The sequence below is a fragment of the Janthinobacterium sp. AD80 genome (genome assembly GCF_002878455.1).
Classification (GTDB): Bacteria; Pseudomonadota; Gammaproteobacteria; order Burkholderiales; family Burkholderiaceae_D; genus Janthinobacterium.
Window position 1 is genome coordinate 1 of the sequence record NZ_NRDQ01000357.1, and the last position, 11,834, is coordinate 11,834.

Annotated in this window: 9 protein-coding genes; 3 read left to right on the forward strand and 6 right to left on the reverse strand. The window is 62.5% G+C overall.

Annotated features, from left to right (window positions below; genetic code table 11):
* On the forward strand, positions 1-259 hold a 259-nt coding region (locus JaAD80_RS29420; protein ID WP_146012632.1), incomplete at its 5' end, for a transposase.
* 212 nt (positions 260-471) lie between these two features.
* On the opposite strand, the gene cls is transcribed toward JaAD80_RS29420, so the two are convergent.
* Both cls and JaAD80_RS29430 read right to left on the reverse strand, forming a co-directional pair.
* On the reverse strand, positions 472-1,863 hold the full coding sequence (gene cls, locus JaAD80_RS29425; RefSeq protein ID WP_102299689.1) for a cardiolipin synthase: 1,392 nt from the start codon (positions 1,861-1,863) through the stop codon (positions 472-474).
* A complete protein-coding gene (locus tag JaAD80_RS29430) occupies positions 1,860-3,971 on the reverse strand; it encodes a site-specific recombinase (RefSeq protein ID WP_102299690.1) in 2,112 nt (703 codons plus the stop codon). The genes cls and JaAD80_RS29430 overlap by 4 nt, the downstream gene beginning before the upstream one ends.
* A 367-nt stretch (positions 3,972-4,338) precedes the next feature.
* On the opposite strand from JaAD80_RS29430, the gene JaAD80_RS29435 reads away from it, so the two are divergent.
* Complete coding sequence (locus tag JaAD80_RS29435; protein ID WP_258003262.1) at positions 4,339-5,403, forward strand: porin; 1,065 nt, start codon at positions 4,339-4,341, stop codon at positions 5,401-5,403.
* A gap of 61 nt (positions 5,404-5,464) precedes the next feature.
* Here JaAD80_RS29435 and JaAD80_RS29440 read toward each other — a convergent pair whose 3' ends face one another.
* From JaAD80_RS29440 to JaAD80_RS29450, 3 genes are all read right to left on the reverse strand, one after another.
* Positions 5,465-6,043 carry a DUF3617 domain-containing protein gene (locus tag JaAD80_RS29440; protein WP_102299693.1) on the reverse strand — a complete coding sequence of 193 codons (579 nt, stop codon included), beginning with the start codon at positions 6,041-6,043 and terminating at the stop codon, positions 5,465-5,467.
* A gap of 68 nt (positions 6,044-6,111) precedes the next feature.
* A complete protein-coding gene (locus JaAD80_RS29445) occupies positions 6,112-7,659 on the reverse strand; it encodes a TerC family protein (RefSeq protein WP_102299695.1) in 1,548 nt (515 codons plus the stop codon).
* Between the two features lie 82 nt (positions 7,660-7,741).
* Positions 7,742-8,017 (reverse strand): hypothetical protein, encoded by a 276-nt coding sequence (locus JaAD80_RS29450; protein ID WP_146012633.1) that lies wholly within the window; start codon positions 8,015-8,017, stop codon positions 7,742-7,744.
* A 292-nt stretch (positions 8,018-8,309) separates the two neighbouring features.
* Here JaAD80_RS29450 and JaAD80_RS29455 point away from each other — a divergent pair, with 292 nt between their 5' ends.
* Complete coding sequence (locus JaAD80_RS29455; protein WP_102299698.1) at positions 8,310-11,156, forward strand: pitrilysin family protein; 2,847 nt, start codon at positions 8,310-8,312, stop codon at positions 11,154-11,156.
* A 215-nt stretch (positions 11,157-11,371) separates the two neighbouring features.
* On the opposite strand, the gene JaAD80_RS29460 is transcribed toward JaAD80_RS29455, so the two are convergent.
* The coding region (locus JaAD80_RS29460) for an OmpA family protein (RefSeq protein ID WP_102299700.1) at positions 11,372-11,834 on the reverse strand (463 nt) is incomplete at its 5' end.

Below are 11,834 nucleotides of genomic sequence, written 5' to 3' on the forward strand. Positions count from 1 at the left end.
ACACGAGTCGGGTTCCAGCGTGCGTGGCAAGCCACGCATGTCGAAGGTCGGCCACAGCTTCCTGCGCAAAGCGCTATACATGCCAGCCATGGTGACCGTGTACCGGACAGCCTGGGGCAAGCGCTTTGGCCAGCGCCTCCGTGCTGCTGGCAAGGCAAAGAAACTGATCATCGGCGCCATGATGCGCAAGCTGGTGCACGTAGCATTCGGCGTGCTCAGGTCGGGCAAAATATTTGATCCGACCCTCCATGCCGCTTGACGGGGATAACAGTATCTACGCCGACCAGCGCCAACCTGCGCCCGGGACGAGGGCAGCGCCGAGTTTGCAAAGGTCGGCACGGAAGCGTCCGGGCGCCAGCGCGGTGTGTGCCGCTGTAGGTCGGATTAGCGGGACATTGTCCCGCGTAATCCGACAATATTGTTGGCTTTGCTAATGCCAGGTGATGTCGGATTACGCTGCGCTAACCCGACCTACAGCCAGTAATGCATGAAGCGCGCGGCCCATTCCTTCATGCGGTCGGCCCAGGGCCGCGATTCCCACTTGGCCTTGGTGATTTCCTCCGAATCGCGCAAGTCTTCCTGGAAGGCATTTTCCATTTCGCGCCCGAAGCTGTCGCCCAGCACCACCACGTTCAGCTCGCTGTTGTGCAGGAAGCTGCGCATGTCGATATTCGTCGAGCCGACGGTCGACCAGGCGCCGTCGATGACGGCAGTCTTGGCGTGCAGCACGGCCAGTTTCAAATGATAGATGCGGATGCCGCCGGCCAGCAACTGGTCGTACAGCGCATGTCCCGCATGAAACACCAGGCCGCTGTCGGACACGCCGGGCAGCACCACTTTCACGTCCACGCCCCGTCTGGCGGCCGCCACCAGCGCATCGACCGTCTGCTGGTCGGGCACGAAATAGGCCGAGGTGATGTGGATGGATTTTTTCGCTTCCTGGATGGCCAGGATATACGCCTTGTAGATTTCAAAGCCGCCGTCCGGTTCGCTGGCCACCACGCGCACGAGTTTGTCGCCCACATCGGGCAGGGCGGGGAAGTAGCTGGCGTCGGGCAGGTCGGCCTGGTCCTGCTGGGCCCAGGTGCGGATGAACAGCCACTGGAAGGCGGCCACGGCCGGGCCTTCCACTTTCACGTGGGTATCGCGCCAGCCCACGTCCTTCTTGTCGGTGGGCTTGGATTTCGAGCGGAACAGCGAGCTCTTGGCGTAGGTGTCGCTGATATTGATGCCGCCCGTAAACGCCGTCTTGCCGTCGACGATCAACACCTTGCGGTGGTCGCGGTTGTTGATCTTCCAGTCTTCGCCCTTCAGCTTGGCCGGGTTGACGGGGTTGAATGCCACCAGGTGGATGCCGGCCGCGCGCATGCGGTCAAAAAACGCCTGCGGCACGCCGATGGTGCCCACGCTGTCATAGATGACGTTGACCGTCACGCCCGCCTGCTGCTTTTCGATCAGCATGTCGGCAAATTTGAGGCCCAGCGGGTCCTGGTCGAAGATATACGTTTCCAGGTTGATGCTGTTCTTCGCTTCGCTGATGGCCTGGAACATGGCGGCCATGGTTTGCGGGCCGTCAAACAGCAGGGTGACCTTGTTGCCCTTGATTAAAGGCACGCCCGTGGCCGCCTCTTCCAGCGCGGCCTGGGTTTTCAAGTCCATGCCGGACTTGGCCCAGCGCTTGTTGAGCAGGGCGGCCCGGCTGTTGACGTTCAGCACGGCGCCTTTGCCGTTGACGACCTTGGGCGAGGCCACGGGTTCTAGCGTGGTATTGAGATTCTTGACGTCGGGCAGCGAAGCGCATGCAGCCAGGGTCCAGCACAGCAGTAGGGCGGTGAGGCAGGGTTGCATGCGCCTGGCGGTCATTTTTGAGCCTTGGTGGTAGGTGACAGGTTAGCCGACTCGTCCACCAGCGCCAGTGGCGGCGGGTTTTTCGAGCCGAAGAAGAAGACGATGGGGGCCTTCAGGAAACGCTTGCCGAGGATCTTCAGCAATTGCATGCCGTGCTTGAAGCGGACCTGGCGCGAGCGCAGCGCCACCCACAGGGCCAGGCCGAAGCTGACCAGCAGGTTGGCCGTGCCGATGGCGAAGATGCCCGACAGCGACTTGACGGCCAGCTGCCAGCTCATGTTGTGGTCGAGTCCTACCAGCGCCGTGGCGAAGTTGGCGGCCGAGAAGGTGATGTGGCGGATATCGATAGGCAAGCCGATCAGGAAACCCAGGGTGCCGATGGAGCCCAGCAGGATACCGAAATAGAAGTTACCCATCAGGCCGCCCAGATTGTTTTCCAGGTACAGGCCCAGGCGCTGCAGGCGCTCCTGGCCGATGACACGGCCCAGGCCGCGCAATTGCGCGATGCGCTGCGCCCAGCGCGTGTACAGCGCCTGGTTGTCGTAGTAGCCGGAAATCAGGCCCGCGACGAACAGGCACACGCCGGCGATCATGGCGTAGAAAATGGCGGGGCTGCCGATGGGATCGATATCGTGCAGCAAGTGCATGGCTTTCTCGGGCGTTACCAGGTTGTGGCCGGTGATCGCCTTGTATCCGAGCGCGATCAGCCACGCCGTGGGGATGGCGGTGGCCAGGTTGCCCAGCACGGCCATGTTTTGCGTGCGGAAGACTTTATTGATCAGCTCGGCCATGCTGTCGAGGTCGATATTCCTGCCATCCTTGCTGTGCAGGCCGGCCGCGATGCGCGACGCCGTCATGGCCGGCTGCTTGGTGGCCACCGTGAAGTGCAGCAGGTGGATGAACATGAAGCCGATCGAGTAATTCATGCTGAACATGAAGGCTTCGACCAGCGGCGCCGAGCGCAGGTAGGACATCAAAATCTTGAACAGTGCCATGAAACCGATGATGATGCCGGCGCCCGCCGACGAGAGGAACATGGCGCCCATTTCGCGGCGGTTTTCAGCGATGTAGTGCTCGCCCGTGCGGCTGGCGTTTTCCGTCACATTGCGTGCCAGCAAGTTGATATTGTCGGAAAACAGGTCGCTGACCTTGTACTTGTTGTTGTGCGCCTCGATCAGTTCCAGCGCCAGCGAGACGGCACCGGCGCGGCGGCGGCTGACCGGTTGCGGGTGCAGCAAATCCTGCGTGGCGTCGACCGTGATGGCGGCGATGTCCACGTTGTTTGATGCAGGCAGTTCGCCGCTGGTGTCGACCAGGAACAGCAGCTTGCGCAGGCGGTCGATGCTTTGCGCCAATGCCACCAGCAGATACGTCAGGGGAATGCTGGTGCCCTGGTACAGCGCCTTCTTGCGGATCTTGGCGATCACGGCGTCGCACTGGTCGAGCATGACCAGCAGGTGGCGCGCATCTTCGATGTGCTCGATATCGCCGTGCAGCAAGTTCGTGTACGCATCCAGGTAGGCGTTTACTTCCGTGTTTTGCACCATGAACGGCGAGTGGAAGACTTCGATTTCGTTGTGAAAACGCGTCAGTTCCGGCTCCAGTCCCATGGCGCAGACGCGGTAGGACAGGGTGCGGATGGCGTCGAGCATGCCTGGCAGCATGATATTGCCGTCGCCGACGGCCAGTTCGATGTCGTCGCTGGTGAGCACGTCGAACAGTTCCAGCCAGTCCGTGGCGGGCACGTTGCTGATCCACAGGTAATCGGTATTCAGGTACAGCACCTGGTCGAGCGCGTCGTTCAGGTATTCATCGCCAAGGGCGGGCGGCAGCATGCGGTAGGCGATGCGGCGTTTCAATTCCGTGAAAAAGCCGCTGTTCGACAGCACGCCGATGTCGGTGTACAGGCTGGCGTGGCGGCGCGCGGACAGCACGCGCAGCACGTATTCGTGCAGGGCGCGGGCTTGCGCGGGGTTACCTTTGAGAAGCTGGCGCAGGGTACGCACGTTGGCGATCGCGGTAGCGCTGTCGTGGGGGCGCTTGGGACGCAGTGAGTTAAACAATTCCACCAGCAAGTCGATATTGCTGGAGTTGGGATCAATGCGTTCGAGGATAGCTAGCATGCAGAAAAAAACGGGCGAGCCGCTGTCGGTAAAACCAGTAGTGTACCGCCTGCGCCGGATCGTGCAATGTTCGCCACCGAACGTTGCTTGTTCGCAGGGCCTGCTTCTGCCGTCATTTTGCGCTAAAAAGCCCGCAGTATGCTCGTTGTTTGCGTGTTGTCAGTGTACGACGCCTTGACGGCGCCTAAGCTGAGGTTTCTGTGGAACAACGCACAGATTGCTGGACAAAAATCGAGGATAAGGTAACACTTAGGTCAGACACACAGCGCATGTCCTGATCGATACCGGGTAGTTTACTTTTCACGTTACCGAGATATTTATCATGAAGACCTCGTTTTTTGCGCTTGCTGTGATAGGGATGGGGCCGATGGCGCTGTACGCGCCGGCCCAGGCTGCCGATGGCGCTGGCAGCGCGGCATCCGGCAATGTTGCCGTGTACGGCGTGCTCGATGCGGGCATCGTCGCCGAGCGCGGTTGCACGGGCAATTGCGCCGGCACCAAGGTGTCGGGCGGCGTCGCTTCCGGCTCGCGCCTGGGCGTGCAGGGCCGCGAGGCGCTGGGCAACGACGTTTCCGCCGTGTTTACCCTGGAAGCGGGTATCCAGAACGACACGGGCCAGTCCGAGGATGGCCGCCTGTTCGGCCGCCAGGCATATGTCGGGCTCGACAGCCGCCTCGGTGCCTTGACCCTGGGGCGCCAGTACAATCCGCAATACCTGACCCTGACCGATGTGGCCGACCCCTTCAAGGGCGGCATGGCCGGCAGCGCCAGCAATCTGGCCGGCTACAGCGTCAAGCGCTACGACAACACCATCAAATATGAAACCCCCGCCTTGCGCGGCGTGACGGCCAGCGCCATCTACAGCTTTGGCGAGTCGCCGTACAGCAGCGCCAACAACCGCGCGTATGGCGCCACCCTGGGCTACTCGGCCGGCGCCGTGAATGTCAGCATTTCGCACCAGCGCAAGAATAGCCTGATCCTCGCCAGCGGCACCTTGCCTGCCATCGACATGTCGGCGCGCAACACCCTGATCGCGGCGAATGTCGACCTGAAAGTGGCCACCGCCTTCGTGGCACTGGGCGTCAACAAGGGCTACGGCAGCTCGCCATGGGACCCCAGTAATGACTACAGCTCGCTGGCCGTGTCGCAATCGTCGTCCGACAGCCGCGACACCCTGCTGGGCCTATCCGTGCCCGTGGGCGGCTTCAAAGTGCTGGCCTCGTATGTGCGCAAGGATGACCGCGACCTGGCCAACCGCGACGCCAGCCAGGTGGCTGTCGGTCTCACGTATTCGCTGTCAAAACGCAGCGACTTCTATGCGTCCTACGCGAAAATCCACAACAGGAACGGCGCCCGCTACACGGTGGGCAATGCCAGCGACAGCGGCCGCGGCGATGCGGCGTTCAACCTGGGCTTCCGTCACGGCTTCTGATCCCGCCGTGTCCGCCATGCGGCCGGAGCAGGATCAGCAGGGCGTTCAAGCCGGGCTGCCGTCACGGCTTCTGAACCGCCGTGGCTGACGGGGCAGGGCAGCTTGCCGCCAGCCACTTGCCTGTACTTGCCACATTCACCTGTTCCGGCGTGCCGCGCGCGCTGGTCGTCACCGCCAGCTGCATGGAAAATGCCTGGTCGCCCGTAAACAGCACCTTGCCTTCGCCGCTCGATTTCGGATTGGCGCAAGTAAATGACACTTGCATGCCGCCCGCGATGTCGGTGTTTTTCGATTTGCAATCGCCGGGCTGGCCCGTGGGAATCTGCTTGCGCGCCGCCATTTCCGGCGTTACGCAGGCTGTCACGCGCACGGCGCCGTCGGCGCCAACGGTGGGCATGGCCATGCCGCGGCTGGCGGCCATGGCTTCAAGTTGCTTGCGTTGATCGGGAGGAAGGTTGCCCAGCTGTTGCAGCACCATGGACATGGCATTGTCGGTGGCGGCGTCGGGCGACGCCATCTTGCTGTCGACTTGCCACAGGCCCGGCTTGATGGTGGCCGATGGCGCGGCGGCTTGGGCGCCGGTCTGGAGGCCGAGGGCGGCGCAGGCCAGCAAGGTCATGCGTAGCAGCGGTAATTTCATTGTCTGGTATCTCCGTATTGGCAGACACCAGCATACGCCAAGGCAAGCGGGGCACGCTTGCCATTGTGTTACAAACTGTGATCGGGCTCGATGCGGCGCACGTCCACGCAGGCGATGCGGCGCTCGTCCGCCTCGATGATTTCATAGCGCAAGCCATCGAGCTCCAGCACTTCGCCCACGGCCGGCATGTTCTCGAAATGCGCCAGCAGGAAGCCGGCCAGCGAGTTGTACTCGCCGTCTTCGCTGACCAGGGTTTCCGTCTCGAACACTTGCTCCAGATAGTGCAAGTCCGTCGCGCCATCGATGCGCCAGTGGCCTGGGCCCAGCACTTCCACGTCCGGCTGCTCGTCCTCGTCGGGGAATTCGCCGGCGATGGCTTCGAGAATATCGATCGGCGTGAGCACGCCTTGCACCGTGCCGAACTCGTCAACCACCAGCACCAGCTGGCCGCGCGAGCGCTTCAGCGTTTCCATGGCTTTCAGCACGCCGGCCGCTTCCGGCACGACGACGGCTTCGCGCATATTGGCCGGGTCGATCTTGCCGTGCGATACCAGATCCTCGATCAGGTCCTTGCTGCGCGCGATGCCGACCACGTTGTCGAGGTCATCATTGCAGACAGGAATCATGCTGTGCGGCGTGTCGCGCAGCAAGGTGAGCATCTTTTCGCTGCTGTCGTTGAGGTTCACCCACGAGACATCGCCGCGCGGCGTCATCACGGAGCGGATCGAACGTTCGGCCAGGGTCAGCACGCCGCTGACCATGTTGCGCTCTTCCACGCCGAAGGCGGAGACGTCGGGCATTTCCTTGACTTCATGTTCCTCGACGGCTTCGCGGCCCTTGCGTCCGCCCAGCAGGCTCAGTACGGCTTGCGCCGTGCGGTCGCGCAGCGGGGCGTTCGATTGCAGCTTGAGGAAGTTGCGGCGCGCCAGTTGATTGAAAAACTCGATGACGATCGAGAAACCGATGGCCGCATACAGATAGCCTTTCGGAATGTGGAAGCCCAGGCCTTCGGCCACCAGCGACAGGCCGATCATCAGCAGGAAGCTCAGGCACAGCACCACGACGGTGGGGTGGGCGTTGACGAAACGCGTGAGCACCTTCGAGGCCAGCATCATGACGACGATGGAAATGATGACGGCTGCCATCATGACATACAGGTTTTCCACCATGCCGACGGCCGTGATGACGGCGTCGAGCGAGAAGACGGCGTCCAGCACGACGATCTGCGCCACCACCAGGCCGAAGCCGGCATAGACTTTCGGCCCCGTCTGCGCGTGGGTGACGCCTTCCAGGCGCTCGTGCAGTTCGCTGGTGGCCTTGAACAGCAGGAACAGGCCGCCCAGGAGCAGGATCAGGTCGCGCCCTGAAAACGAGAATGTCCATATGGAAAACAATGGCGTGGTCAGCGTGACCAGCCAGGAAATCAGCGAGAGCAGGCCCAGGCGCATGACGAGGGCCAGGGTCAGGCCCAGCACGCGTGCCTTGTCGCGCTGGTGCGGCGGCAGTTTCTCGGCCAGGATGGCGATGAAAATCAGGTTGTCGATACCCAGTACGATTTCCAGTACGACCAGCGTCAGCAGGCCGACCCAGATTGTCGGGTCAAATAACCATTCCATGTGTGTAACCTTGTAAAGTCAGTAAGTATCAAGCTTGCCTGGCGGCGCGTGCCCCGGGCGTGAAGGTGATGCTGTGTTCGTCTCAGTGGCGGACGCGCGGCGGCCGTGTGGCCAGCCGCACGTCCGCTTCGGAAAGTGCGCCCGGTCCCGCTTGCCAAATGATGGCGTAAAACGGCACGGCCTGGCGCGAGGTCGGATACAGCGTGATGGGGTCGTTGTCGCATTCTTCGATGCCGCAGCTGTCGCCGGGCATGCCCGCATGCGTGCCGGCATCGTGACAGTCCGCGACAAAGCCGGGCGTGGCGGTAGCGCCGGCCGCGACTGCATGCTGGAATGGGGAAGGGCTGGCGTAGGCCATGCTGGCGAACGCCTGGGGCAAAGCGATGAAAACAAAAAGGCAGAGCAGGACGAGAGCTCGTCTCATATACAGGCAGATAGTTCTGGAACGGTGAAGTATAACACGGCCGCATAACAGCCTGATGACAGGGCTTGCGCAAGTGGCAGGCATGCCGTAAATTACGAAATAGCAATAATTTCACGTGGCGGCGAAGACGCAGCGCCGGCTCCGCGAATATTTTTGCGCTGAGTACGTATTCCATGGCGCTGACCTTGCGCCTTGCCTAATCATGTAGTGTTACCAGGACTCTGCCTTGAAACCGATTACCGCCCTCCTGCTTGCCGCCGGCATTCTGTCGCCTTCGTTCATCCTTGCCGCCACCCCCGTGGAAGCGGCGCCGACCCAGAAAAGCGCGAAAGCCGCACCAAACCGCACCGCCGCCGTCAAGGTCACGTCCGTCGAAGGCATCACCGAGTACCGCCTGGCCAATGGCTTGCGCGTGCTGCTGTTCCCCGACGCCAGCAAACCGACCCTGACCACCAATATCGTGTACCTCGTCGGTTCGCGCCATGAAAACTATGGCGAAACGGGCATGGCCCACTTGCTGGAACACCTGCTGTTCAAGCCCAGCGCCAACTTCGGCGTCAAGAAGGGCACGAAAACCCCGGTCGAGATCCTCAATTCCACGGGTGCCGATTTCAACGGCACCACCTGGTACGACCGTACCAATTACTACGCCACCTTCCCCGCCAACGACGAGAACCTGCGCCAGATGCTGGCCATGGAAGCGGACCGCATGGTCAACGCGGCCATCGACCAGAACGACCTGTGGAATCCGAAGACGCAAAAAGGCGAAATGACCGTGGTGCGCAACGAGTTCGAGATGGGCGAGAGCAACCCGATCGGCGTGACCAGCGAACGCATCCAGGCCGTCGCCTACGATTGGCACAACTACGGCAAGTCGACCATCGGCGCCCGCTCCGACATCGAGCAAGTCAACATCCCCCGCCTGCGCGCGTTTTATCATAAATATTATCAGCCGGACAACGCTGTGCTGATGGTGGCGGGCCGCTTCGATGAAGCCAAGGTCTTGAAGCAGATCAATGAGCTGTTCGGCAAGATCCCGAAACCCACGCGCGTGATCGAACCCACCTACACGGCCGAGCCCGTGCAAGACGGCGAGCGCGCCGTGACGGTGCGCCGCAGCGGCGGCACGCAGTTCGTCGGCGCCGGCTACCACGTGGCGCCATCGGGCAATCCGGACGCCGTGGCCATCGAAGTGCTGGGCCACGTGCTGACCGATGCGCCGGCCGGCCGCCTGCACAAGGCACTGGTGGAAACCAAGCTGGCCAGCAAGATCGAATACAACTCGGTGAGCAACCTGGAGCCGGGCTATAACCTGTTTGGCGCCCTGGTGCCGCTCGATGGCAACCTCGACGCCGCGCAAACGGCCATGCTGAAGGTGCTGGAAGACTTGAAGTCGCAGCCCGTCACGGATGCGGAAGTGGCGCGCGTCAAGCAGCAATTGAACAAGCAGATCGAACTGGCCACTTCGAACACGGCCAGCCTGACGATCGCCCTGACGGAGTCCCTGGCGGCGGGCGACTGGCGCCTGTTCTTCCTGCAGCGCGACCAGCTGGAAAAACTGACGACGGCGCAGGTGCAGGCGGCCGCCGAAAAATACCTGAAGACCTCGAACCGCACGCTGGGCCGCTTCATTCCTACCGATACGCCGGATCGTACCGTCGTGCCTGCCTACGCCGACGTGGCGCCGCAGCTGGCCGGCTACACGGGCCGCGCCGTGGTGGCGCAGGGCGAGGCATTCGACCCGAGCCCCGACAATATCGAAGCGCGCACGCAGCGATTCACCTTGCCCAATGGCTTGCAGGGCGCCTTGCTGCCGAAGAAAACCAAGGGCGGCACCGTCAGCGTGGTGCTGAAACTGCAGCTTGGCAGCGAAGAGAGCCTGCGCGGCAAGGGGCAGGTGGGCAGCTACACGGCCAATCTGCTGGCACGCGGCACGGATAAACTGTCGCGCCAGGAAGTGAAGGACAAGTTCGACCAGCTGGGCACGCAAGCGGTCGTCTCGGGCAGTGCCGAGGGCGTCACGGCCGTGCTGATTGGCAAACGCGAGAACCTGCCTGCCGCCATGGAGCTGCTGGCGCAAGTGCTGCAAAAGCCGGCCCTCAGCGAAACGGAATTCCTGGAACTGCAGCGCGAACGCGTGGGCCGCGCGGAACAGGAATTGCCTGAGCCGCAGCCGCTGGCCGTGAACGCCTTCCGCCGCCTGCTCGACGCCACGCCGGCAGGCCATGTGCGCCATGTCAACAGCCTGCCGGACGAACTGGCGGGCTGGAAGAGCGTCAAGGTGGCGGATCTGAAAGCATTCCACGCTGCCTATTATGGCGCTGCGAACGCCACCTTTGCCGCCGTCGGCGATTTCGACCCTGCCGCGCTGAAGGCGCAAGTGGCCAGCCTGTACGGCAACTGGAAGGCGGCACAGCCGTACGTGCGCATTCCCGACGCCGTCAAGCCTGTCAGCGGCGAAAAAGTCACCCTGGAAACGCCGGACAAGGCCAACAGCGTGCTGTTCGCCATCCAGCCGCTGGCCCTGAAGGATGACGCGGCCGGCTATCCGGCCCTGGTGATCGCCAACCACATGCTCGGTGGCGGTGCCCTGCGCAGCCGCCTGGCCGACCGCATCCGCCAGAAGGAAGGCCTGTCGTATGGCGTCGGTTCGCAAGTGACCGTGCCGGCGCGCGAGCCGGCCGGTTTCTGGATGGCCTACGCCATCAGCGCGCCGCAAAACACGGCCAAGGTGGAAGCGGCGCTGCGCGAGGAACTCGCCAAGGTGCTGGCCGACGGCTTCACGCAAGAGGAGCTGACCGAGGCGAAGAAGGGCTGGCTGCAAGCGGAAGAAGTGGCCCGCACGCAGGACACTGGTCTGGCCAACTACCTGGCCGGCTACCTGACGCAAGGCCGCACCCTGGCCTACGACAAGGACCTGGAAGCCAAGGTTGCCGCATTGACCCTGGCGCAAGTCAACCAGGGCCTGCGCGACTACCTGAAGCCTGCCACCGTGTCGATCGTCACGGCCGGCGACTTTGCCAAGGTGGCCAAGGAAGGTGACAGCGGCGCCAAGGCAACGACGGCGAAGTAAGCTGCAGTAAATAAATAAGCCCGAAATAAGCCCGCTGGCAAGTGACCTTGCCAGCGGGCTTTTCCATTTCAGGACGGTGTCGTTGACGTAAAAGTCACGACACCCGGGCAAACCTCGCAAGCGTCTGCGAATTGTGGCCGAGAAGCGCAACCGTACTTGAGTACGGTGAGCATCGCAGGCCGCAAGTCGCTAAGCGCAGCAGGTTTGCTCAGGTGTTATCCACGCGGCGCCATTTCGGCGACGTAAATTTCGACACGGCGATTGCGTGCACGTCCCGATGCATCGGCATTCGAGGCGATCGGTTCGCGTGCGCCACGGCCTTCGGTGACGATGCGGGTTGGCGAGACGCCGCGCATGGCCAGGTAGTCGCGCGTATGGGCGGCGCGCTCGACCGACAGCGGTTCGTTGATGGAATCGCTGCCCGTGCTGTCCGTGTGGCCGATGATGCTGACCGTGGTGTTCGGGTTTTCATTCAGGGTCGCGGCAAAGCGGTCGAGAATGGGGCGGAAGTTGCCCTTGATGTCGGCGCGGTTGGTATCAAAGGAAATATCGCTCGGAATTTCCATTTTCAGGCGGTTGTCGGCCGTTTGCGTCACTTGCACGCCCGTCCCCTGCGTTGCCTGCTCCATTGCGCGCTTCTGGTTTTCCATGCGGTTCGACCAGATATTGCCCACCACG